This is a genomic window from Brucella sp. TWI432 (assembly GCF_039674445.1).
Lineage (GTDB): Bacteria > Pseudomonadota > Alphaproteobacteria > Rhizobiales > Rhizobiaceae > Brucella > Brucella chromiisoli.
Genome location: NZ_JBDJNL010000011.1, coordinates 36,685 through 60,964 on the forward strand (window position 1 = coordinate 36,685; position 24,280 = coordinate 60,964).

Genomic DNA, 24,280 nt, shown 5'->3' on the forward strand with positions numbered 1-24,280 from the left:
CCGTCATACAAGCCATGGGTTATTGCGTGCTTTTTCGAAGGGTGCTGGCGCCTGCCAATTTGTCTTAAGGTGCGCAGCCAAAACAGTATGGAGATGATCAGACGGCCGTGCCGACCAGGGCGCCTATGCCTGCGGTCAGTGCCATTGCCAATGCGCCCCAGAAAGTAACCCGCGCGGTGGCTTTCATCACATCTGCCCCTCCTGTTTTGGCCCCGATTGCGCCAAGTAAAGCCAGAAACAGCAAGGAAGCGATGGCGACTGCGTACAGCAGGATCGAAGGCGGCGCGATGATGACCATGAAGAGCGGTAGAGCTGCACCAACTGAGAAAGTGGCGGCGGACGTCAGTGCTGCCTGCACAGGGCGCGCTTCCATGTGCTCGACGATGCCGAGTTCTTCGCGGGCGTGCGTTTCGAGAGCGTTGTGTGCCGTTAGTTGAACTGCCACCTGCCGCGCCAGATCATGGGTCAGGCCCCGTTCAATATAGGTTTGCGTTAACTCGTCAAGCTCGGCTTCGGGCTGCGTTTCCAGTTCTTTTCGCTCACGGGCGAGGTCGGCTGTTTCCGTGTCAGACTGAGAGCTGACCGAAACATATTCACCTGCTGCCATGGACATTGCGCCGGCGACAAGGCCTGCGACACCAGCAACCATGATCTGTGTTGTGCCCGGTGAAGCGGATGCGACACCCATAATCAGACTGGCCGTTGAGACAATACCATCATTTGCCCCAAGGACTGCAGCGCGCAGCCAGCCGATCCGGGATACGAGATGTTTCTCTGTATGTGATCGGGTCATATATTCGTCTCCCGCCAATCAATGTCCGCTGCTATCTTAGCTTTAATGGGACCTTTTACCAGTGGGCTACTTTTTTGTCATTAATGGCCTGCACACACTTGAGCCTAAAGGGAGTTGTGCAGGCAGAGTGGTTGATAAAACTATTAAGATGAGGGATTGCACAGCAATTCAATATATATTATATTATTTTCTATATTGAACCAATAGGAGGCAAAAATGCCTATCACCAGGATATCAGAAAAGCTGTCGGTATCGTCTCAGCCAAGCTTGGATGAGTTGCATTCACTGCGTGGCCGTGGCTTTGGGGCGCTTATCAATAACCGACCCGATGGCGAAGATGCTGATCAGCCCGGAAACCAAACTGAATACGATCTGGCCCGTCAAAGCGGTCTCTCCTATAGTTTCATTCCGGTTACAATGAATTCGATCACTGAGGCCGATGTGCGGGCTTTTCAAAAGGTGGTCAGAGAGTCTGAAGGGCCGGTGCTCGCTCACTGCAGGACAGGGACTCGCGCGCTTAGCCTTCACCTGATTGGCGAGATGCTTGATGGGCGAATGTCTGCCGATGAGGTCACGGCATTGGGGCGTCTTCATGGTTTTGATATGAGTGCTGCCATTGCTTGGTTCAAGCAGTTTAAGCAACGTCGACCGCAGGTAAAGGGCTTCTTCGACAAAAGGACCTGGAGCGTGCAGTATGTGGTGTCAGATCCAGAAACCCGTATGTGCGCCATAATTGATCCGGTTCTCGACTTTGATGAAAAGTCAGGCTCAACCGCGACGGCCAATGCAGACGCGATCCTTGATTACGTTCGCGAGAACGATTTGACGGTCGAATGGATACTCGACACGCATCCGCATGCCGACCACTTTTCCGCAGCGCAGTACCTGAAAGAGAAAACCGGTGCAAAAACCGCGATAGGCGAGCATGTTGTCGATGTTCAGGCGCTTTGGAAGCAAATCTACAACTGGCCTGAGCTGGCTGCTGATGGCTCGCAATGGGATCGGCTGTTTGTTGATGGCGATACATTCAGTATTGGCTCGATCAATGCCACGGTGATGTTTTCTCCCGGACACACGCTTGCTTCGATCACTTACGTGATCGGTGATGCTGCCTTCGTTCATGACACGCTTTTTATGCCCGACAGCGGCACGGCGCGCGCCGATTTTCCCGGCGGAGATGCAGATGTCTTGTGGCATTCGATCCAGGCGATCCTGAGGCTTCCGGATGAAACCAGAATATTCACCGGCCACGACTATCAGCCGGGCGGTCGGACACCACGCTGGGAAAGTACAGTTGGGGATCAGAAGAAGTTTAATGCCCATATTGCCAGCATGACGGAAGATGCGTTTGTTGCGCTGCGCAACAAACGGGACAAGACATTGCCGATGCCTAAACTGATCCTGCATGCCTTGCAGGTGAACATACGCGGCGGGCGTCTTCCTGAGCCGGAAGCCAACGGAAAGCGCTACCTTAAGTTTCCACTGGACGCATTGGAGGGAGCTGCATGGGAATGACCAATGACATGAATATGATGATGAAGGGCGGTTTGTCCCCAACAGAGCTTTCTTCGCGAGCAGGTGAGGTTGCAAACCTGCTCAAAACGCTGTCGCATCCGGCGCGGTTGATGCTTGTCTGCAGTTTGGTGGAAGGCGAATATTCCGTCGGCGAACTCGAAGAAAAAGTTGATGTTCACCAACCGCATCTGTCGCAGCACCTGACCGTTTTGCGCGGTTCGGGGATTGTCGAAACCAGGCGCGAGGGGAAACAAATCTTTTACAGCCTGACGGAAGACAAGGCGGCACAATTGGTCAATGCCCTTTATGCCATTTTCTGCGTGGAGACACAAAAATGAACATTTACCTCTCATCGCTGGTTGGTGGGATGCTAATCGGCACTTCCGCCGCGATGCTGCTGGTCCTTAACGGCAGGATTGCAGGGATCAGTGGCATTGTCGGACGCCTGATACAGGGGAACGGTGTGCTGCTCAACTTTGCCTTCGTTCTGGGGCTCATACTTGGTCCGGTCGCCTATCTGATCATTTTTGGCAATTGGCCAGCTGTTCAGATCACGGTTGGCTGGCCACTGATCATCGTCGCCGGTTTGCTGGTTGGTTTTGGATCGCGCATGGGATCGGGTTGCACCAGCGGCCATGGCGTGCTGGGGCTCGCGCGTCTGTCACCACGATCTATGGCCGCAGTTGCCACTTTCCTGACAACTGGAGTGATTGCCGTGACTGTGCTGAGGGGGCTGGGCCTATGAACCGGAAGATCTATGAGTTCTGCGTTGCTCTTGCCGCTGGGGGCATTTTTGGCTTCGGCCTGTCTTTGTCTGGAATGCTGAATCCGGTCAACGTGCAAGGCTTTCTCGATATTTTTGGCGCATGGGATCCACGTCTTGCCTTTGTTCTGGGCGGCGCCGTGATGGTGGCCTTTATTGGCGTACAGATAGCGAAGCGGATGCAGCATCCTGTTTTTGCCGAGACGTTTCATATGCCCACCAACCGGCGAATTGATACGCCACTGATTCTAGGCTCTGCGCTGTTTGGTCTGGGCTGGGGGATCGGTGGCTTCTGTCCCGGTCCTGCCATCGCATCATTGTCGCTCGGGTTGCCGCAGAGCATTCTGTTCGTTGTTGCGATGCTGGTCGGCATGGCTTTTCATGACGCATTTTGGAGCAGACGCGCGTAAGCTGACCTTTTCTTGCGGCCATTGGCTTCGGAATGATAGTTGGTTAGGGTCTTTTCAGCAAAACTGCGCAGCGGTTTGCGTGGGATAACGCTTGAAAACAAATAGATAGGGCATTTCCGATGATTTAATCAAAACAGGAAATGCTCTAGCCCGTTTGGGCACGCGAATGTAACGAAAGCAGAGAACATTTTTATGCCGGCGATACCATTGCCCTTTGTTGTCGCCCTGCTCTTGAGCATTCTGCTTATTCGCGTGTTTGTTGAGAAGAGGGCATTTTTCAGACCGGCCCCCGTCTTCATCAGCGCTTGTATTCTTTTGATGATCACGGTTGGATTGCGCTGGAGTATCGATCTTCCATGGATTCGTTTCATCCAGCCGGCCATTGCTTCGCTCTTGCCACCGGTCGCCTGGCTTTGCTTTTCAAGACTGCGGCAGTCATCTGCAATGCGGGCATGGCCGCATTTTCTTCTTCCCGCAGCGGTGGTGTTCCTTTCGGCCTTTTGGGTTCAATGGCATCCGCCGATTGATCTTATTCTCGCCGTTGTTTACTTCGGGTATGGGGCTGCTCTTCTTCGCAGTGGGTCTGCGGGGGCTGATTGTTTTGAACGCGTCCGACTGAGCGATACGGACGGCGCGCGCAAGGCCGTTTCCACGGTTGGTGGGCTTCTGCTTTTTTCGGGGATTATTGATCTCATAATTGCCGGAGATTTCGGTTTCTATCGTGGACACCACGCGGCTTTGATCGTTGGGATCGCCAATATGATCATGCTTCCGATCATTGCTTATGCAATTGCTGTTATCGGTCGAAGCATACCTGATGACGAGAACCGCGAGGCTGAGCCGGAGGTTCCGTTTATCACAGAGCAAGATCGGCAGATCGTTGATATGGTCGATGTGATGATGCTTTCGAAGAAGCTTTATCGCGATCCTGATCTGACACTGAGCCGGCTATCACGCCGACTTGGTATTCCTTCCCGGCAAATATCAATGGCAATCAACCGTGCGCTTGGGCGCAATGTGTCTCAAGTCGTCAACGAATACCGGATCCGGGACGCCCGGCTCCTGCTGGAAGAGACGGATCTGCCGATCACAGTCGTGATGTTCGAATGCGGCTTTCAAACAAAGTCAAACTTCAATCGGGAATTTACCAGAGTGACCGGCGCGACCCCAAGCGACTATCGCCGCCTGGGCGCACAGCGCACGAATACCGAGCGTGGTCCTATGGTTTGATCGGGAGGGCCGTGGCTAGAAACCCGATTACCAGAAAGGAAATCTCCCGGTGGATTTCTTCGCGCTCGCGTGTTCCCGCCTCCTTGCAAACAATCCCGTCACCTGGCGTTTCTTCTTCAATCAGTGCGGCAGCGCCGGATTTGCAAAGCTGCATGAAACTGAAATGAAGTGCATCGGGAATGTCGACATAGGTCGAAGAGGCTTTGCGCAAATGCTGCGCAAGATAGCCGCTTTCAAGCACGGCAGGCATATCGCCAATATCAGTGCCAGCACTGATAACAAGTGACGGGATGTCGATGCTTGCCAGACTTTCCGGCGAAAACCCGCGCGCCAGCCCCAAATCAAGGGAAATGAAAGCTCCAAGACGCGGATCACCCATTTCCTTCTCAAGTTCACGGTTTCCAAGCCCGAGTTCTGCCGAAAGGCTGCACGCGCGGGGGCTTGTATGGATCTTGCAATCCTGTTCGAAGCGGGCAGTATCAAAGCGCGCGCCTGCAAGCGCGGTTACGGTCCATCCGCCTAACGAATGGCCGATAGCGGCAATCCGCTGTGCATCAACTTGCCCGCCAAGTTGAGGATCGGCCATCAGGGCATCGATAACACGGCTCAGATCATGTGGCCGTTCCCATAATTTGCCAGCCTGATCCGCATTTTTATTGAAGGTCGTTGTCCCAGGGTGATCCGGTGCAGCGACAATATAGCCTTGCTGAGCAAGATCGCTCGCAAGCCAGTTTAAATTGCGCCAGTTACCGCCATACCCATGCGAAAGAACCACCAGCGGATGCGAACCGGGCGTGGGGGCTGCTTCTTTCACTGCGGGCGTGCCATAAAATGCGCTATTCTCGCCTACAGTTGAGGTTTTGGACGGATCATCCGTTGGATACCAGATCGCAATAGGCAGGGATCGCGCAGCGCCTTTATCAAGTTCAATCTGCCGAAAACCGACAGTTTCGGCAGAATGAGCGAGCGTTGCGATGGAAAGCCACATTGCGGCAGTCAAAAAGGAAAACTTCAGCATGAAAGCCTCTTGGTTGATTTAACACGGCTCACATGCTTCAAAATCAGGGCATTGGAGACCTCAAACGCGATTGAGGACGTGCCATCGACCCTGATTCATGCGCTTTATCAAAGCGTGTCTGGTCAAACGTGTGCTGACAGACGCGCTGGCGGTCAACTTATGCCCATGGCGGACCTGCCGCCCATTCTCGACGCAGTGCTTCTATAAAACGGCGCACCTTGGGCGAGACGTGACGGCGGGTGGGGTAAACTGCGGTGATTGGCAGTTCTTGGCGGTGTTGCGCCTGTAGGACAGGCACAAGGCGACCCCGCTTTATATCTTCGCCGACGAGGAAAGCCCCAAGCTGGGCAATGCCAAGACTGTTGAGCGCTGCATCGCGAATGGCTTCGGTGTTATTGAGCCTTAAGTTCCCCTGAACGGCAACGTCACGTAGCTCGTCACCGATCTGGTAACGCCATGGCACTGGCGCGTTTGCATAGGTGAATACAATCTTCTTGTGATGCTGGAGATCTTCTAGGCCTTGCGGGGTTCCGTGCTGTTGCAGATAGGCCGGTGAGGCGCAGGTGATAAGATGGTGGGGGGCAAGAACCTGTCGGATCAATCCACTGTCAGTCGGTCCACCAATGCGAACGGCGACATCAATTCCATCGCTGACGAGATCGCAATAATCGTCTGAGAATGTGATGTCAGCTTCCAACTCTGGCCAGTCAGCCAAAAATCGGTGAAGCACGGGCAGCACGTGCAATCGACCAAAAGCCGTTGGCACATCAAGGCGAAGTCGGCCCTTGGGGACTTGATTGCGCTCAGCCAGTATCGCCTCCGCATCATCGACCTCGCACAGGATGCGCAGCGCGTGGTCATAAAACAGTCGGCCTTCCTCGGTCAGGCTGACACTGCGCGTTGTACGGTGGACCAAACGGGTGGCGAGGTTTTCTTCAAGCCGGGCAATGCTCTTTCCGACGGCTGATCGCGTGACGCCTAGCTTCTCGGCAGCCTGGGTAAAGCTTGCTGTGTCTGCAACACGAACAAAGGCCAGCACATCACCAAAATGATCAAGCATTGTATCCAAATTGTCCCATCTGTTGCCGATTTCAATCACTTTATCAATTTATCAGACCCAGTAAAGACTGCACTCACGCTGGGGCGCAGTTCTTTCGCCTTCGATAAGAGGTAGCCGATATGGAAATGATGACTGAATCAGAACAGACGACGAAATATGGAGGATGGGCATCGGTCTATGTGGTGGGCCTCACGACTTTCGCGGTCGTGACAACAGAAATGCTGCCTGTCGGCCTCATGACCGCGATTGCAAGGGCAATGGATGTTTCAGTCGGAACCGCCGGATTTATAATCTCGGCCCCCGCAATCCTTGCAGCATTTTTTGCCCCTGTTGTCGTCGCCATGGCGGGCAACATTGACAGGCGGAAAATTCTTGCTGGTCTTCTCACTGTGTTGACTGTCGCCAATATTGCCTCTGCCATTGCCCCATCCTTCCAATGGCTCCTTGTCGCGCGGGTCGCCGTTGGGTTTTGTATGGGCGGTATATGGGCTGTTGCCGGAGGACTTGCACCGCGACTGGCGCCAGCCCAATCCGTTGGAGTGGCGACGGCAATCATTTTTGGTGGCGTCGCCGCCGCGTCGGTGATGGGTGTGCCGCTTGGCGCCATGATTGGGGATGCCGCCGGGTGGCGATGGGCATTTGGCACAATGGCAGGGTTCAGTGCGACCGTGCTCGGTCTTAGTCTGTTGGTTTTACCTGCTTTGCCGGTTAATCAGTCTATCGGGTTCAGCAAATTTACAGCTGTGTTAAAGCACAGGCTGGTTCAGCTTGGGTTGATCCTCACGCTGCTGCTCGTCGCAGGACATTTTATGGCCTACACGTTCATAGGGCCGCTTTTACGAACAGTCTCCGGGGTTGCGCCCGAATGGATCGCTGCGCTGTTATTCATTTATGGGGCGGCGGGAATTGTCGGAAACTTTCTGGCAGGCACGATGGCCGCAAAGAGGCTCGGACTAACTCTCGTGTCAATTATTATTGGTCTTTCAGCGGCAATCCTGGGGTTTGCCGTTCTGGGCGAGACACCCGCTACAGCCCTCGGACTCCTCGTTTTATGGGGGCTGGCTTATGGCGGTGTTTCCGTCACTTTACAGATATGGATGATGAAAGCCGCACCATCTGCCATTGAGATCGTGACCGCGCTTTTCGTCTCTATCTTCAACATCGGCATTGCAGCCGGATCGTTTCTTGGTGGGCTAACTGTCGACCACTTCGATCTGCATGCAAACCTTCTTTTTGCTGCCATTTTACCCGCTTTTGCGCTGCTTCTCATGTTCGTTCTTCAACGGAGAGACTGAATTGACCTATGATATTTTTGAACTTGGCGACATCCAGTTACAATCAAAACGCTGCATCCGCGATGCGAAGCTGGCTTATAAAACCTATGGCATTCTGGCTCCTGCCAAGGACAACGTTATCCTTTATCCGACGTCCTTTGCCGCCACACATGATGATGCAGCATGGCTAATCGGTCCGGGACGGGCGCTTGATTGTGATAAATATTTTATCATTGTGCCCGATATGTTTGGGAACAGCCTATCCAGTTCTCCCAGCAATACGCCAGCGCCAGCGGGCGCAAGCCGCTTTCCAACGGTGACGATCCACGACAATGTCAAACAACAACACCGCCTTTTGACCGAAAGGTTTGGCATTGAGACGATACATCTCGCCATAGGCTGGTCTTTGGGCGGTGCGCAGGCGTTCGAATGGGCGGCGGCTTTCCCCGATATGGTAAAACGCCTCTTTGCTTTTCAAAGTGCTGCCCGCACATCGCGACATTTTTATCTGTTCTTTGAGAGTGTGCGCGCTGCAATCGAGTTGGATGCCAGTTTTAAGAAAGGCTTTTATACAAAACCACCCCACCGTGGGCTGCGTGTCGCCGCCCGTATCTATGCGGCATGGGGCTTTTCGCAGGCATTCTTCCGGCAGCGATTGGACGAAAAGGCGTTGGGCTATGCATCGCTTGATGACTTCCTCATCGACTTCTGGGAGGGGTGGTTTTTAAAACGGGATGCAAACGACATCCTGTCCCATCTGTGGACTGGGCAGCATGCCGACATCAGCGCAAACGAAAAATACCTCGGCGATCTCAGCAAGGCGCTGGCCGCAATCCGAGCCGACACGATCATCATGCCTGCATCCAGTGATCTGTATTTTCCTGTTGACGATGCTGTCCGGGAAGCGTCGCAAATTTCGAAGGCGGAACTGCGGGTCCTGGAATCTGTCTGGGGGCATGTGGCTGGCGAAGGAATGAACGATGATGATACTGCGGTCATTGAGCGTGCCATCACCGACTTGTTGAGCCGATGATACCTCAATGAGGTTGGACATCCGCGCGATTTTCGTCCGACAACAGCGGATACTTGTGGGTCGCAGATACCAGGCCGACAAGTATCCTTTTTTCGGGCACGCGAGGGTTGTTTTGGAATGAACGTCGCCTGTTTTTTGCTTGCGCCTGAGTCGGCGTATCTGTCTTATAAAATTGAAATACTTATATTTTATTCCCATCGTCGAATGAATGCGAAAGCTAAACAGCTCAAATTCGTGATGGCTTAAACAGAATGCCGATTTCCTCTGCCATAAGATCAGAACAATTTGCTTTACGTACCTCAAACTCGACGCTAAGATCGTTCCCGTGACGCTTTGGGAGGAGTTCACATGCGATCAAATATGGGATCACTGATAAGCCGTAATGCGCCTTGTTCAGACAACGCTGTCTTTGGCGTGCGCGCATGAGTGCGACTGAGAAAGAGAACGCTGTTCCGCTTCTCGAAGCGGTATCGCTGTCGAAGTCTTTCGGGCCGGTTCAGGTTCTCAAGAATATCAACCTGAAAATTTACGGCGGCGAAGTTCACGCGATTATCGGCGAAAACGGCGCTGGCAAATCGACATTGATGAAGCTTCTTGCCGGTAATGAGCGTCCGACCAGTGGCGAAATTCGCGTTGATGGCAAGCCGATAGCTTTTTCGAACCCGGTGGAGGCCGAGGCGCAGGGTATCGTGCTCGTGCATCAGGAAATTCTGCTGGCGCCTGATCTCACCGTAGCGCAAAACATCTATTTAGGTCGTGAGCTTTCTAACGGGCTTGTTGTCGATGATAAATCGATGCGCGAGGGCGCGCGCAAAGCCATTCGTGATCTTGGTGCTGATATTGATCCTGATATCATCGTGGGCCGTTTGTCGATAGCGCAACGTCAACTGGTGCAGATTGCCCGCGTGCTGCTTGTCCCCCATCGCGTTGTGATTTTCGACGAGCCAACTGCATCGCTGACGCCGGTTGAAACCGAAGCACTGCTGAAGGTTATTTGCGATATTCGCGCCAAGGGCGTTGCCGTTCTTTACATCTCCCACCGCCTGCCGGAAGTGAAAGAAATTTCTGATCGGGTCACGGTTCTGCGCGATGGAACGCTCGTTGCTGCTCACATGACGTCCGAGCTTCAGCCAAATGATATGGCGCGCCTGATGGTTGGCCGTGACGTTGCCAAGCTTTATCCGGACCGATCCGCCCAGCATGGGCAGGAAAAGGTGCTTGAGGTCGAAGATTTCAGCGTTCCGGGTTATGTCAAAACAGCAAGTTTCACCCTGAGCCGCGGCGAAATTCTGGGCTTTGCAGGTCTCGTTGGTGCGGGGCGTACCGAGCTTATGGAGGCGGTTGTCGGCCTTCGGCCCGGTAAGGGGCAGGTTCGCCACAATGGCAGGGCAGTCAATTTCCATAATGCGCATGAAAGTTTGTCTGCGGGGATCGCTTATCTGAGTGAGGACCGAAAAGGCAAAGGCTTGTTGCTTGGCAAAGACCTTGGCGTCAATCTGACATTGGCATCGATCCGCAAGTTTGTCCGCGGTTTGCAGATCGACCGGCAAAAGGAGCGTGTGGCGCTCGATGATGCGATCAAGGAATTTGATATTCGCACAGGCCGCAAGGATATTCTGGCCGGTCAACTTTCCGGCGGAAATCAGCAAAAGTTGCTGCTGGCCAAGATGATGATGCTCAATCCCTCTATTGTCATCATTGATGAACCAACACGTGGCATCGACGTGGGCACGAAAGAGCAGATTTATCAGTTCATTGCGAACCTTGCCGATGAAGGAAAATCGATCATCGTTGTTTCGTCTGAAATGCCAGAATTGATCGGTATATGTGATCGTATCGTCGTCATGCGTGAGGGCCGTATTGCCGGTGAGGTGACCGGTGAGCGCATGAACGAGCATGATATTGTTGTCCTTGCAACAGGCGTCAGCACGCAAGCAGCATAGATAAAAAGGGGAGTGAATGACTGACGTAGTGAATGACAAGAGCAAAGCGCCGAAGACGTCAAAAGACTGGGATTTAAGGGCGATCGCGCCTTTTATTGCGCTGCTTTTGCTGCTTGTTCTCGGAACGCTTGCCAATCCGAATTTCATCAGCATCGACAATTTGCTGAATGTTGCAACGCGCAGTGCTTTCATCGCAATCATTGCGCTGGGCGCGACTTATGTCATCTCATCGGGAGGGCTTGACCTCTCGGTTGGTGCCATGGCTGCCTTTGTCGGCAGCATCATGATTTTGTTCATGAATAGCGGCGTTATTGCCGATCCGGTGATGATGTTGATCGCGGCCGTGCTTTTGGCCGTGGTTGTGGGTGCGCTGTGTGGGCTGACCAACGGATTGATCACCACTCTAGGCGGAATTGAGCCCTTTATCGCAACACTTGGCACGATGGGCATCTATCGCGGTCTGACGACATGGCTGTCGCAGGGCGGGGCTATTACGCTGCGCAATCCAGAGATCCAGTCGCTTTACCGTCCTGTTTATTTCGGTGATGTGTTTGGTGTGCCAATTCCGGTCATTGCGATTTTCGTAACGGCAGCAATTGCGGCCTTTGTGCTCTATCGCACGCGCTATGGACGGCATGTCATTGCGGTCGGCTCCAGCGAAGATGTCGCGCGCTATTCGGGTATTTCTGTCAGGCGCGTTCGCACCATTGCTTATGTTGTGCAGGGCCTTTGCGTGGCTGTCGCCGTCTTGCTTTATGTTCCACGACTGGGTTCGACTTCCGCCACGACCGGCATGTTGTGGGAGCTTCAGGCAATTACAGCCGTTGTGGTTGGCGGTACGGCTTTGCGCGGTGGCGTGGGGCGCGTCTGGGGCACGATCTGCGGCGCCTTCATTCTCGAAATCGTCGGTAATATCATGCTGCTTTCCAACTTCATCAGCGAATATCTGATCGGCGCCATTCAAGGTGCGATCATCATTATCGCTATGTTGGTGCAACGCTCGCTCTCGCGACGATGAAATGCCGGGGTGCGATGTCAGGTATGTCACACCCCGAATGACAAGTTTGACAGGATTGAAGGGGCGGTCCGGTCACAAAGGGTAAAGCCCCCGACCACATGGGAGGAAAAAATGCGAGGAAAGTTTTTAAGTCTGGCTTTTGCTGCTTTGACAGCCGGAGCTGTGGCCTTCACCGGCATGGCAAGCGCTCAGGACAAGAAGGTAACGATCGGCGTCTCGATTCCTGCTGCGGATCATGGCTGGACCGCTGGTGTCGTCTATCATGCGGATCGTGTGGCCAAGCTTTTGATGCAAGAGCATCCGGGGCTTAACGTGATCGTCAAGACATCGCCCGATGCTGCCAGTCAGGCAAATGCGTTGCAGGATCTTGCCGTTCAGGGGCTTGATGGGCTTGTCGTCTTGCCGACCGATCCTGATCCACTGGTCAATGCAATCAAGGAAATCAAGGACAAGGGTACTTTTGTTGCGCTTGTTGACCGTGCGCCAAGCAATAACGACAATTCGATCCGCGATCTTTACGTCGCGGGCAACAATCCGGCGCTCGGACAGGTTGCAGGCGAATATATCGCTAAAAACATGCCCGATGCTCAGGTTGTGGTCATTCGCGGTATGCCGATCCCGATCGATCAGCAGCGTCAGGACGGCTTTGACAAGGGTATTGAAGGCTCGAACGTCAAGGTCCTTGATCGCCAGTATGGCAACTGGAATCGCGATGATGCTTTCCGCGTGATGCAGGACTTCCTGACCAAATATCCGAAGATCGATGTCGTCTGGTGTCAGGATGACGACATGGCAGTTGGTGTGCTTGAGGCCATCAAACAGGCCAATCGTGATGATATTCAGTATGTTATCGGTGGCGCGGGTTCCAAGGACATGATCAAGAAAGTCATGGACGGCGACAAGCTCATGCCGGTTGATGTGCTTTATCCGCCTGCGATGGTTTCAACAGCCATGCAACTGGCAGCCGGTCACTTCTACGATCAGATTCCAGTCAGCGGCGAGTATATTCTCGATGCAACACTGATCACCAAGGACAATGCCGAGCAGTTCTACTTCCCGGGTTCACCGTTCTAATATTCAAATGCGCGCCCGGTTCACGGGCGCGCGGTTGCACAAATTCAATAAAGTTGCGTTCGATTTGGAGAACTTTTGATGAAAACGATCAAGGGGCCGGGGATTTTTCTCGGGCAGTTTGCTGGCGATGAAGCGCCATTTAATACATGGGATGGCATCACGAAATGGGCTGCGGAAAAGGGCTATGCCGGTGTGCAGGTGCCGACCTGGGCAAGCCAGTTGATCGATCTGAAAAAGGCCGCTGAATCCAAAGATTACTGTGACGAGTTTGCCGGTGTCGCGCGTGAAAACGGCGTGGAAGTGACAGAGCTTTCCACCCATCTGCAAGGTCAGCTTGTTGCTGTTCATCCGGCCTATGATGAAGCATTTGATGGTTTTGCTGTGCCGGAAGTGCGCGGTAATCCCAAAGCCCGTCAGGCATGGGCGGTTGAACAGGTGAAGATGGCTATCCGTGCCTCCCGCAATATGGGCATTGGCGCTCATGCAACATTCTCAGGTGCTTTGGCGTGGCCGTTTATCTACCCATGGCCGCAGCGTCCCGCTGGTCTGGTTGAGACTGCTTTTGACGAATTGGCGCACCGCTGGTTGCCGATCCTTGATCATGCAGATGAGCATGGGGTAGACATCTGCTACGAAATCCATCCGGGCGAAGACCTGCATGACGGTGTGACGTTTGAGATGTTCCTTGAGCGTGTGAAGAACCACCCGCGTGCGAACATGCTTTATGATCCGTCGCATTATGTGCTGCAATGTCTGGACTATCTCGACAATATCGACATTTACAAAGACCGTATCAAGATGTTCCACGTCAAGGATGCCGAGTTTAATCCGACAGGTCGGCAGGGTGTCTATGGCGGTTATCAGGGCTGGGTTAATCGCGCTGGCCGTTTCCGTTCGCTGGGTGACGGACAGGTTGATTTTGGCGCAGTGTTCTCGAAAATGGCTGCCAATGATTTCGATGGCTGGGCGGTTGTTGAGTGGGAATGTGCGCTCAAGCATCCTGAAGATGGTGCGCGTGAAGGTGCGGAGTTTGTGAAACACCATATCATTCGCGTGACGGAAAAAGCCTTTGATGATTTTGCCGCTGGCGGAACCGATGATGCAGCCAACCGGCGTATGCTCGGACTTTGAGGAAACACGATGACCATTGAAGCAAAAACCAAAGAAACCGCCAATCCACGCATTCGTTTGGGTATGGTTGGCGGTGGTGCCGGTGCGTTTATCGGCGGTGTGCATCGTATGGCATCCCGTCTCGATAACCGCTTTGAACTGGTGGCCGGCGCATTGTCCTCCTCGCCTGAAAAGGCACAGGTTTCGGGACGCGAACTTGGGCTTGCGGAAGATCGTATTTACTCAAGCTATAAGGAAATGGCGATCCGCGAAGCACGCCTTAAGAATGGCATTGAAGCGGTGGCGATCGTGACGCCAAACCACGTGCATTACGATGCGGCAAAGGAGTTTCTGCGCCGCGGCATTCATGTGATTTGCGACAAGCCGCTGACCTCGACTTTGGCTGATGCAAAGAAGCTCAAGAAAGTGGCCGATGAGAGCGGCGCATTGTTTGTGCTTACGCATAATTACACCGGCTATCCGATGGTTCGTCAGGCGCGTGAGATGATCGCTAATGGTGAGCTTGGCGATCTGCGCGTTGTGCAGGTGGAATATGCGCAGGACTGGCTCACCGAAGCGGTTGAGGAAACGGGTGCCAAGGGGGCTGTCTGGCGCACCGATCCGGCGCAATCCGGTCTTGGTGGCGCAACGGGTGATATCGGTACCCATGCGTTCAACCTTGCATCCTTTGTCACCGGCCTGACGCTGGACAGCCTGGCGGCTGATCTCGATAGCTTTGTTGCGGGGCGTCGTCTTGACGATAATGCCCATGTGATGCTGCGTTTTGCAGGTGGTGCTAAGGGTATGCTCTGGTGCAGTCAGGTGGCACCGGGCAATGAAAATGCGCTGCGGCTGCGTGTTTATGGCACCAAAGGCGGCATTGAATGGGCGCAGGAAGATCCAAACCGGCTGTGGTTTACACCGTTTGGTGAACAGAAGCGCCTAATCACCCGTGGTGGTGCGGGTGTCGGGGATGCCGCAACACGTGTCACGCGTATTCCGAGCGGTCATCCGGAAGGCTATCTTGAAGCTTTTGCGACGATCTACAGTGAAGCTGCCAATGCTATTCAGGCGCGACGCGACAATACAAAACCTGAGAGTGCGGTGATCTATCCGACTGTCGATGATGGCGTGAAGGGCGTTGCCTTCATTGACGCTTGCGTGCGATCGTCTAATAAAAATGGCGGATGGGTCAGTCTTTGACATGAAATAAAACCGAGAAAACGCCGTCCTTTTGGGCGGCGTTTTTGCTATATCGTCAAAGCTTGTTGGATGACACAGTTCATCTGCCGTAGAAAAGCCATCTTGATTTCATGTTTGTCCGAAATGTGCCTGATAAAGCCAACCAGTTTTCGGTCGTCGCTGTAGGGTGCGCGAATTCAATACCGTTCGAAAGCGTGTACCATGCAGAAATTCCGTCCTGTGATTGCCAGCGGACCGCTGTGCCTTTTAACGGCACTTTATGTGCTCATTTTTACAAACACATCGTTCTGGCGCGCGGCTGGAAATTTTTATGCCGATTCACCGTTCAGGCTTGCAGGCATAGTCGTCGTTGTTTTGCTGCTTTATGTGGCACTTTTTGTTTTGTTTTCCGCGAAATATGTCATCAAGCCGATGCTGATATTTTTCATATTGGTCGCGGCTGGCGGTTCTTACTTCACAGATACCTTTGGCACAATTATCGATAAATATGTCATTGAAGCGGCGCTGACGACAACGCAGGCTGAATCCGGCGCACTGCTTACGCCAAGCTTTATGTGGCACATGTTTCTTTACGGTGTTGTGCCTTCTTTATTCATCGTATGGGTTCGCGTCAAACATCGGCCCATTCTGGGTAAATTGCTGGTCAATACAGGCGTTATCCTAAGTTGCGTCATAGCATCGCTTGTCATCATTGGTACGAATTACGCGGCTTATTCATCGATGTTTCGTGAGCATGGTGCTGATATCATGCAAAAGCTTATGCCAAGCACACCGATTGCCAGCACGATCCAATATGTATCGCATGTTTATAAAAACCGCTCTATTGTGATGGAGCCGCTTGGGTTGGATGCGCGGCAGGCGCTGACGCAATTGCCGGGCGGCAAAAAGCTTGTCACCGTTGTCGTCGTGGGCGAAACAGCACGTGCGCAGAATTTCAGCCTCAATGGCTATGCGCGGGAAACCAATCCTGAATTGAAGCAGCGCGACGTTATTGCCTTCACCGATACGACGAGTTGTGGCACGGAAACCTCTGTGTCTGTGCCTTGCATGTTTTCGCCTTTCACCCGCAAGGATTATTCCAATACGAAATTTCGCGGTTCGGAAAACCTGATGGATGTGCTTAAACATGCAGGTGTCGACGTGAGCTGGTATGAGAATAATACCGGCAGTAAGGGCGTTGCCGAGCGGATCAAACTCATTGATTTGCAGGGTGCACAAGACAAGCGTTACTGCGACGGCGGCGAATGCATTGATCAGATTCTGGTCGATAATTTGTCAAAGGCACTGGATGACATATCGCAAAACACGACGATCGTTCTGCATATGACGGGCAGTCACGGTCCGGCTTATTATCGCCGCTATCCGGCGGAATATGCAGGTTTTACGCCGGATTGCCGCTCGAATGATTTCGCAAAATGCTCGCGGGAAGAAATTGTCAACGCCTATGACAATTCGATCCTCTATACGGATCATATTCTCTCGGAGATCATCGATCTTCTCAAAGCGCATGAGGACAAGCTTGCACCCGCGATGATTTATATGTCTGATCATGGCGAGTCGCTTGGCGAAGACGGTCTTTACCTTCACGCCGCGCCCTATTTCATCGCGCCATCGCAGCAGACGCATGTTCCTTTCATTACATGGTTTGCGCCTGATTATGTCGCGGATATGGGACTCAATCTTGATTGTCTGCGCAAGACAGCGGGCGAGCCATCATCGCATGATAATCTGTTTCATACTGTGCTTGGCATGATGGCGGTAAAGACGTCGGCTTATGATCAGAAACTTGATCGATTTGCGGCCTGCCGGACACCGCATAATGTCGTGTTGCAAGAGCCGCAGGGATCAAAGAGCTAAAGAGGGCTTTGCGTGTCTGAAAGTCTTTTGAAGTTTAAAAGAAAACCCCGCTCATTGAGCGGGGTTTTCTGTTTTGCGTATGATTAAACGTAGCGGTTGACCACGTTTTCCAGATATTCCTGACGGCCAGATTTTGGCTGCGGATTGATATCCTTTGCTTCGACTTCTGACGTGATTTGCTCCAGCGATAGGCCCGTTGCAAGCTTTTTGCCAAAATCGCTCGACCATCCTGCATAACGCTCATCGAGAGGCTTGGACAGCGCGCCGTCTTCCAGCATACGAGCGGCAGCCTTGAGGCCGCGGGCGCAGCAATCCATGCCGCCGATGTGGCCGATCAGAAGATCCTGTGGATCAAGCGACTGACGGCGCAGTTTGGCGTCGAAATTGGTGCCACCATTCTTGAAGCCGCCGTCGAGCAGAACCTGATAATAGGCCAGCGCCATTTCCGGCACATTGTTCGGGAACTGATCCGTATCCCAGCCCGACTGATAGTCGTTGCGGTTCATATCGATAGACCCGAGAATACCGAGGCTGCGGGCCAGTGCCAGTTCATGCTCGAACGAATGGCCTGCAAGGATGGCATGGCCCTGTTCGATATTGACCTTCACTTCATTTTCAAGGCCATAGCGCTTGAGGAAGCCGTAAACCGTTGCCACATCATAATCATATTGATGCTTGGTTGGCTCCTGCGGCTTTGGCTCAATCAGGATCGTGCCCTTGAAGCCGATCTTGTGCTTGTACTCAACCACCAGATTGAGGAAACGGCCCATATTGTCGAGCTCGCGACCGAGATCTGTATTGAGCAGGGATTCATAACCCTCGCGACCGCCCCAAAGCACATAATTATCACCGCCAAGGCGCTTGGTTGCATCCATACACGTTTTGACGGTAGCAGCGGCGAAGGCGAACACTTCAGGGTCGGGATTTGTTGCTGCACCCGACATATAGCGGCGGTGCGAGAAGAGATTGGCGGTGCCCCACAGAAGCTTGATGCCGGTTTCAGCCTGCTTCTTTTCAAAGATATCGACGATTGCTTCGAGGTTGCGGGTATTTTCGGCAAAGTTATTGCCTTCCGGGCGCACATCGGCATCGTGGAAGCAATAGAAAGGCGCGCCGAGAAGCGAAAAGAATTCGAATGCCACATCCGCTTTTAGCTTTGCAGCTTCAAGACCATCCTTATACCACGGGCGATCGAATGTACGCCCACCGAACGGATCGCCGCCTTCCCATGCGAATGTGTGCCAATAGGCGACCGCAAAACGCAGGTGATCTTCAAGGCGCTTGCCAAGGACAATTTCGTCTGGGTTGTAGTGGCGGAACGCCAGCGGATTATCGCTGTCTGGTCCTTCGTAACGTATTTTCTGGATGTCGCCGAAAAATCCGGTGCTCATCATGCTCCTCCAATGTTGATGTGAGTGTGCTGTGCTCTTGCTTGTTAAGCGAGTGGACGCAATGCGGGGTAAAGTGCGTGATAGCGCTGATAGGCTTCGTCATAGGACGAAAGCAGCGCCTGTTCGGGCTCGATGGTGCGGGCTGTGCGCGGTGGCGTGCAGATCGCGAAAGGATCAGCACCACTGGCAGCGATCAGCCCGAGGCGCGCCGCACCAAATGCCGCGCCAAAGTCGCCTTCTTCCGGCAGCGAAATGGGGACATTCAAGGCCGTTGCGATTGATTTAAGCCAATAGGTGGACCGTGAACCGCCGCCCACAGCGATGAGTGATTTGATCTGCGTGCCCGCCGATTGCAAGGCGACAAGATTGTCACGGATGGCAAAGGCCACGCCTTCAAGGACTGCCTGCGTCATAGCCTTGCGATCAGTCTCATGCTCAAGGCCGCTGAAAACGCCACGGATTTTTGCATCATTATAAGGCGTGCGCTCGCCGGAAAGATAAGGCAGGAATGTCACGCTGCCAGGAGCTTTGAGTGCGTCGCCAAGCTCAGTGTCGAGCGCATGCGGTGTTGCGCCTGCTATGCGGGAAAACCACTCAAGCGCGCTGGCTGCTGACAGGATAACGCCCATCTGGTGCCAAGTGTGGGGAAGCGCATGACAGAAGGCGTGGACGGCACTTTCAGGCTTGGGCTGATAAGCGCCATTGGCTGCAAACAACACGCCTGATGTGCCGAGCGAAACAAAAGCATTGCCGGGTTGAACAGTCCCCATGCCACATGCGGATGCCGCGTTGTCACCTGCGCCGCCTGCAACGACAGGCGCCTTTGAAATTCCCCAGCGCGCAGTCAGCTCCGCGCGCAAAATGCCAGTCGCGTCGCTGCCTTCGGCAAGCTTGGGCATCTGGCTTTCAGTCAGTCCCGTCTTCGAGAGAAGTTCAGCCGACCATTTTCGCGCGCCGGTATCCAGCCAGCTTGTGCCTGCGGAATCGGACATGTCGGACACATATTCGCCGGTCAGCCAGAGGCGCAGATAATCTTTTGGCAAAAGAACCATGCGGGTACGGGCAAAAATATCCGGCTCATTGCGCGCAACCCAGACGAGTTTCGGCGCTGTAAAACCCGGAAAAACGATGTTGCCGGTGATCGCACGGAAGGCTGGATCAGCATCTAATTCTGCCGCTTCCTTATAGCTTCGGGTGTCATTCCAAAGAATGCAGGGGCGAAGCACCTGATCGTTTTCATCAAGCAGCGTTGCGCCATGCATCTGGCCGGAAAGGCCAATGCCTGCAATGGCTGCAAATTCCTTTGGATGGACTGTGCGTAGGCCATCGATTGCCGTTTCACAAGCCTTGATCCATTGGGCTGGATCCTGCTCGCTCCAGCCCGGATGCGGACGCGAAACATCAAGTTCACCATGCGCGGAGCCGATAAGCTTCTGCTCGCCATCGATCAGAAGCGCCTTTACGCCAGATGTTCCAAGATCAAGCCCGAGATACATATTTGCTCCAGTTGAATTGCCGTTTGGTCTGCGCCTCAGTCGAGCTGCGGCAGGTTGTCTTTGAGAAAAATTTCGATGCGGATATGTTCCTGCCCCTGCACAATGGCGAGGCGGTCCGCAGTGGCTTTAAGAATGCGAATGGCGCTGCGAATTTCATGACCGGCGTCCTGCGCAAGCACGGCATGAACGAGGCCATCTTTGAGTGCCTGCGATGTAACGCCGTCGCGCTCGTGGGCGATGACCAGAGGCCGATTGTCATTGCGTGACGCTGCAAGCGCACGGACAAGTCCGCTGTTTCCGGCTCCCAGACTGTAAATTCCGGCCAGATCTTTGCGTTTTTCGAGAAGATCAAGCGCAAGTTTTTCAACGCGCGCGCTTTCGTCGAAACCTTCCAGAACGGGAAGGATCGTGTGACTGGAAAAGTCGGCCTCCATTGCGCTTTTGAAACCCTCAAAACGCGCCAGATGATCGTGCACTTTCAGCGAGCCAGCGATAACCGCAATGGCACCATCGGTGCCGCTCGCAAAGAGACCCAGCAAACGCGCCGCCGTGCGTCCGGCGGCAACATTATCGATGCCGACATAATGCGCGCGCGAAGAACCGCCAAGATCAGACACCAATGTGACGGCATGGATGCCTGATTCGGTCAGTCTCTTACATGCTTGGCGCACCGGATCAGTATCGACGGCCACAAAAGCCACACCATCGGGTTTGCGTTCAGCACTTTCATCCAGCGCTTTCACAAGAGCTACTTCATCAAATGCCGGAATAAGCACCAGATTGATCAGAACCCGCTCGGAATATCCACGCTCGGTGGCCGCTTCAAGCTCGCTGCGCAGGCTTTGCATGAAGGTGTTTTCGTTATCCGGTAAAATGAAATCGAACTGATAAAGCCTGCCGCGTGCGAGATTGGCAGCGCTGACATCACGCACATAGCCAAGCGTGTTCATCGCGTCCGTTACACGCTCGCGGGTTTTCGCTCTTACGCCGGGGCGGTCGTTCAGCACACGGTCAACCGTGGCGAGACTGACGCCCGCAGTTCTGGCTATATCATGCACGGTAGGTTTCATTTTCACTCCTCGGAGCGCAACATATGAGCAAAAATGAGGTACGTAAATCAAAAAATGCTTGCTATTCATTTTTGTTTCCGTATCAATTGCACCTGAGGATGGGGTCGTGCGCTTGCGCGCGGTCCTGCTTTGGTGATCTTGGTGCATTGCACCGTGGGAGGATCAGCCAGATAAAGAATGAAGGGCCTCTTCGGAGGTCGCTTGTCGTGCCAGACTCCGGGGGCGGGTTCGTTCGGGGCGAGGTCTTTTATCAACCGGCATCAAGCCGGCGGTGATTGGAGGAAATGTGCATGAAACGTCGTAATTTTTTGACAGGCGCGCTTGTCGCAGCAGCGCTCGGTATCGGTGCCATGGGTACCACGAGCGCCTTTGCATCGCCTGAAAATCCGGTTATCGGTTTTTCTATTGACGATCTGCGCGTAGAGCGCTGGGCGCGTGACCGTGATTATTTCATCGCGGCAGCGGAAAAGCTGGGTGCCAAGGTCAATGTTCAGTCGGCTGATGGCAATGAAGAAAAGCAGGTTAAGCAGGTTGAAAACCTGATTTCGCAGGGCGTTGATGCCATCGTGATCGTACCAATGAACTCAAAGGTTTTCGATGCGGTCGTGGCGGATGCAAAGGCTTCGGGCATCAAGGTTCTTTCTTATGATCGCCTGATCCTCAACGCCGATATCGACGCTTATATTTCCTTCGACAATGAACGCGTTGGTTACATGCAGGCGGAAGCTGTGCTGAAGGAAAAGCCGGAAGGCAATTATTATCTGCTCGGCGGTTCTCCAACGGATAACAATGCGAAGCTGCTGCGTGCAGGCCAGGAAAAGGCGCTGAAGGAAGCAGTCGATTCCGGCAAAGTCAAGATTGTCGGCTCGCAGTGGGTTAAAGAATGGAGCCCGACAGAAGCGCTCTCCATCATGGAAAATGCGCTGACTGCGAACCAGAACAAGATCGACGCTGTTGTTGCTTCCAATGACGGTACTGCTGGTGGTGCAATTCAGGCACTCGCAGCACAGGGCCTTGCAGGCAAGACAGCTGTGTCGGGTCAGGACAGCGATCTGGCCGCTGTAAAGCGTCTGGTTGACGGTACACAGACCGTGACTGTTTATAAGCCGCTCAAGCTGATTGCTGAAGAAGCAGCAAAGCTCACGGTTCAGCTCGTTCGTGATGAAAAGCCTGAATTCAATGGCAAAATCGATAATGGTTCCAAGGAAGTCGACACACTTCTGCTGACGCCAACGGCTGTCACTAAAGATAATGTCGATATTTATGTAACCGACGGCTTTTACACGAAGGAACAGATCGAAGGAAAGTAAGCCTTTTCTTCTGCCTGTTTGATTGCAGACTATCGGACTGGGTGCGGCATTAAAGATATGCGGCACCCAGTTTAAGATCATTCCTGGTCTCCTGTCTTTGACAGCGTTGTCGGTACTGGCTTGCGCAAAGCAAGGTTTTTGAAATTTACTGCAAGGTCATTGTTGATGTCCGAATACCTTCTGGAAATGCGAAATATCGGTAAAGAGTTCAACGGCGTGAAGGCGCTCGATGGCATTTACCTGAAAGTGCGCGCGGGAGAATGTGTCGGGCTGTGCGGCGAGAACGGTGCAGGCAAGTCCACACTGATGAAAGTGCTTTCAGGGGTCTATCCCTATGGCACGTGGACCGGCCAGATTTTCTGGGAAGGCAAGGAACTCAAAGCCACTGGCATTCGTGATACGGAAGCTGCTGGCATCGTCATTATCCATCAGGAACTGATGATGGTTCCCCATCTTTCGGTGGCTGAAAACATTTTTCTGGGGTCTGAGCCCACCACTGGCGGCTTCATTGATTATGACCAGATGAATGCGCGTGCGGCAGAGCTGCTTGCACGGCTCAAGATTAACGACATCAATGTTGCTTTGCCCGTTTATCATTATTCCGGTGGCAAACAGCAATTGATTGAGATTGCGAAAGCGATCAACAAAAACGCAAAACTTCTGATCCTGGACGAACCGACATCGGCGCTGACTGCTTCTGAAACGCGCGTGCTGCTTGATCTGATCAAAGACTTCAAACAACAGGGCATGGCTTGTGTTTACATTTCTCACAAGCTTGATGAAGTGGCGGAAATTTCGGACACCGTTACAGTTATTCGCGATGGCGCACATATTGCGACACGCCCCATGGCCGAGCTTACAACGCCAGACATTATCACCATGATGGTGGGACGCGAGATGAAAAACCTCTTTCCGCGTGAGCCCCATGACATTGGTGAGGTGGTGTTTGAAGCACAGAATATCAGTTGCTGGGACGTGACCAATCCCGAGCGCAAGGTGGTTGATAATGTTTCCTTCGCTCTGAGACGTGGCGAGATTTTGGGTATTGCGGGCCTCGTCGGGGCAGGGCGCACCGAGCTGGTCTCAAGTCTGTTCGGCGTCTGGCCGGGTGCACATGAAGGAAAGGTTTTCCTCGAAGGGCGGGAAATCAAAATCAAAACTCCGCGGGATGCGGTGCGCCAGGGCATTTGCATGGTGCCGGAAGACCGCAAACGCGACGGAATTCTTCCGATCATGCCTGTCGGTCATAATATGACGATTTCCGTGCTCGAGCGGTTTTCGCTGCGCGCTTTGATAGACAAAGAAGCGGAGCTTGCAACAATTCAGCGCGAAATTCTGCGCCTTAAAGTGAAGACGGCTGATCCGATGCTGGAAATTGCTTCGCTGTCGGGTGGCAATCAGCAGAAAGCAGTGCTTTCAAAAATGATGTTGCCTGATCCTAAGGTTCTCATTCTTGATGAGCCAACGCGCGGCGTTGATGTTGGTGCAAAATACGAAATTTATAAACTTATATTCGAGCTCGCCAAACAGGGCGTATCCATTTTGATGGTTTCATCCGAAATGCCGGAGGTGCTTGGCATCAGTGATCGTGTTCTCGTGATTGGCGAGGGCAAATTGCGCGGCGATTTCCCGAATGAAAATCTCACCCAGGAGAAGGTTCTTGCCGCTGCAATTGGCAAGCCTGCAACCAATGCGGCCTAGTTTTTATAAGT

The 24,280-nt window shown here is 53.3% G+C and carries 21 protein-coding genes; 15 read left to right on the forward strand and 6 right to left on the reverse strand.

All coding sequences use genetic code 11. The features are described from left to right. Positions 1-97: 97 nt before the first annotated feature. Positions 98-793, reverse strand: a complete 696-nt coding sequence (locus ABE527_RS15080; RefSeq protein WP_265985075.1) for a VIT1/CCC1 transporter family protein — start codon at positions 791-793, stop codon at positions 98-100. Positions 794-1,009: 216 nt separating this feature from the next. On the opposite strand from ABE527_RS15080, the gene blh reads away from it, so the two are divergent. The 5 genes from blh to ABE527_RS15105 all read left to right on the forward strand — a co-directional run bounded on the left by blh (position 1,010) and on the right by ABE527_RS15105 (position 4,711). Continuing rightward, complete coding sequence (blh, locus tag ABE527_RS15085; RefSeq protein ID WP_499697412.1) at positions 1,010-2,308, forward strand: bifunctional sulfur transferase/dioxygenase Blh; 1,299 nt, start codon at positions 1,010-1,012, stop codon at positions 2,306-2,308. Beyond that, positions 2,299-2,646: a sulfite-sensing transcriptional repressor BigR gene (bigR, locus tag ABE527_RS15090; protein WP_499697413.1), complete on the forward strand. Its 348-nt coding sequence runs from the start codon at positions 2,299-2,301 to the stop codon at positions 2,644-2,646. The genes blh and bigR overlap by 10 nt, the downstream gene beginning before the upstream one ends. Then, a complete protein-coding gene (locus ABE527_RS15095) occupies positions 2,643-3,053 on the forward strand; it encodes a YeeE/YedE family protein (RefSeq protein WP_265985078.1) in 411 nt (136 codons plus the stop codon). The genes bigR and ABE527_RS15095 overlap by 4 nt, the downstream gene beginning before the upstream one ends. After that, on the forward strand, positions 3,050-3,481 hold the full coding sequence (locus ABE527_RS15100) for a YeeE/YedE family protein (RefSeq protein WP_265985079.1): 432 nt from the start codon (positions 3,050-3,052) through the stop codon (positions 3,479-3,481). Before ABE527_RS15095 ends, ABE527_RS15100 begins: the two co-directional genes overlap by 4 nt. Before the next feature lie 192 nt (positions 3,482-3,673). Next, positions 3,674-4,711 carry a helix-turn-helix domain-containing protein gene (locus ABE527_RS15105; RefSeq protein ID WP_499697414.1) on the forward strand — a complete coding sequence of 346 codons (1,038 nt, stop codon included), beginning with the start codon at positions 3,674-3,676 and terminating at the stop codon, positions 4,709-4,711. Here the strand turns inward: ABE527_RS15105 and ABE527_RS15110 are convergent. Both ABE527_RS15110 and ABE527_RS15115 read right to left on the reverse strand, forming a co-directional pair. After that, positions 4,701-5,729, reverse strand: a complete 1,029-nt coding sequence (locus tag ABE527_RS15110; RefSeq protein ID WP_499697415.1) for an alpha/beta hydrolase family protein — start codon at positions 5,727-5,729, stop codon at positions 4,701-4,703. The two genes, ABE527_RS15105 and ABE527_RS15110, sit on opposite strands and share 11 nt — an antisense overlap. Positions 5,730-5,886: 157 nt before the next feature. Beyond that, positions 5,887-6,789, reverse strand: coding sequence for a LysR family transcriptional regulator (locus ABE527_RS15115; protein ID WP_499697416.1), 903 nt, complete (start codon positions 6,787-6,789; stop codon positions 5,887-5,889). 125 nt (positions 6,790-6,914) lie between these two features. On the opposite strand from ABE527_RS15115, the gene ABE527_RS15120 reads away from it, so the two are divergent. The 8 genes from ABE527_RS15120 (at position 6,915) to ABE527_RS15155 (ending at position 17,301) form a co-directional block, all read left to right on the forward strand. Beyond that, positions 6,915-8,084: an MFS transporter gene (locus tag ABE527_RS15120; RefSeq protein WP_499697417.1), complete on the forward strand. Its 1,170-nt coding sequence runs from the start codon at positions 6,915-6,917 to the stop codon at positions 8,082-8,084. Position 8,085: 1 nt separating this feature from the next. Further along, positions 8,086-9,096, forward strand: a complete 1,011-nt coding sequence (locus ABE527_RS15125) for an alpha/beta fold hydrolase (RefSeq protein ID WP_499694989.1) — start codon at positions 8,086-8,088, stop codon at positions 9,094-9,096. Between the two features lie 422 nt (positions 9,097-9,518). Next, the gene (locus ABE527_RS15130; RefSeq protein WP_499697418.1) at positions 9,519-11,039 is read left to right on the forward strand and encodes a sugar ABC transporter ATP-binding protein; all 1,521 of its coding nucleotides are present in this window, start codon (positions 9,519-9,521) and stop codon (positions 11,037-11,039) included. Positions 11,040-11,055: 16 nt separating this feature from the next. Next, a complete protein-coding gene (locus tag ABE527_RS15135) occupies positions 11,056-12,057 on the forward strand; it encodes an ABC transporter permease (RefSeq protein WP_265985086.1) in 1,002 nt (333 codons plus the stop codon). 111 nt (positions 12,058-12,168) lie between these two features. Next, the gene (locus ABE527_RS15140; RefSeq protein WP_499697419.1) at positions 12,169-13,131 is read left to right on the forward strand and encodes a substrate-binding domain-containing protein; all 963 of its coding nucleotides are present in this window, start codon (positions 12,169-12,171) and stop codon (positions 13,129-13,131) included. A gap of 78 nt (positions 13,132-13,209) precedes the next feature. Then, the gene (locus ABE527_RS15145; RefSeq protein ID WP_499697420.1) at positions 13,210-14,262 is read left to right on the forward strand and encodes a sugar phosphate isomerase/epimerase family protein; all 1,053 of its coding nucleotides are present in this window, start codon (positions 13,210-13,212) and stop codon (positions 14,260-14,262) included. A 9-nt stretch (positions 14,263-14,271) separates the two neighbouring features. Then, complete coding sequence (locus ABE527_RS15150; RefSeq protein ID WP_265985089.1) at positions 14,272-15,444, forward strand: Gfo/Idh/MocA family protein; 1,173 nt, start codon at positions 14,272-14,274, stop codon at positions 15,442-15,444. A 201-nt stretch (positions 15,445-15,645) separates the two neighbouring features. Further along, on the forward strand, positions 15,646-17,301 hold the full coding sequence (locus ABE527_RS15155) for a phosphoethanolamine transferase (protein WP_499697421.1): 1,656 nt from the start codon (positions 15,646-15,648) through the stop codon (positions 17,299-17,301). Positions 17,302-17,384: 83 nt separating this feature from the next. On the opposite strand, the gene xylA is transcribed toward ABE527_RS15155, so the two are convergent. From xylA to ABE527_RS15170, 3 genes are read right to left on the reverse strand one after another with little or no spacing between them, the layout of a single operon-like run. Continuing rightward, positions 17,385-18,692, reverse strand: coding sequence for a xylose isomerase (gene xylA, locus ABE527_RS15160; protein WP_499697422.1), 1,308 nt, complete (start codon positions 18,690-18,692; stop codon positions 17,385-17,387). A 44-nt stretch (positions 18,693-18,736) separates the two neighbouring features. Beyond that, entirely contained in the window at positions 18,737-20,188 is a 1,452-nt protein-coding gene (xylB, locus tag ABE527_RS15165; RefSeq protein WP_499697423.1) for a xylulokinase, read from the reverse strand. A 35-nt stretch (positions 20,189-20,223) separates the two neighbouring features. Further along, positions 20,224-21,258 (reverse strand): LacI family DNA-binding transcriptional regulator, encoded by a 1,035-nt coding sequence (locus ABE527_RS15170; protein ID WP_499697424.1) that lies wholly within the window; start codon positions 21,256-21,258, stop codon positions 20,224-20,226. A gap of 290 nt (positions 21,259-21,548) precedes the next feature. Here ABE527_RS15170 and xylF point away from each other — a divergent pair, with 290 nt between their 5' ends. Further along, positions 21,549-22,568, forward strand: a complete 1,020-nt coding sequence (gene xylF, locus ABE527_RS15175) for a D-xylose ABC transporter substrate-binding protein (RefSeq protein WP_396996817.1) — start codon at positions 21,549-21,551, stop codon at positions 22,566-22,568. 165 nt (positions 22,569-22,733) lie between these two features. Beyond that, positions 22,734-24,269: a xylose ABC transporter ATP-binding protein gene (locus ABE527_RS15180; RefSeq protein ID WP_265985096.1), complete on the forward strand. Its 1,536-nt coding sequence runs from the start codon at positions 22,734-22,736 to the stop codon at positions 24,267-24,269. The last annotated feature ends 11 nt before the right edge of the window (positions 24,270-24,280 follow it).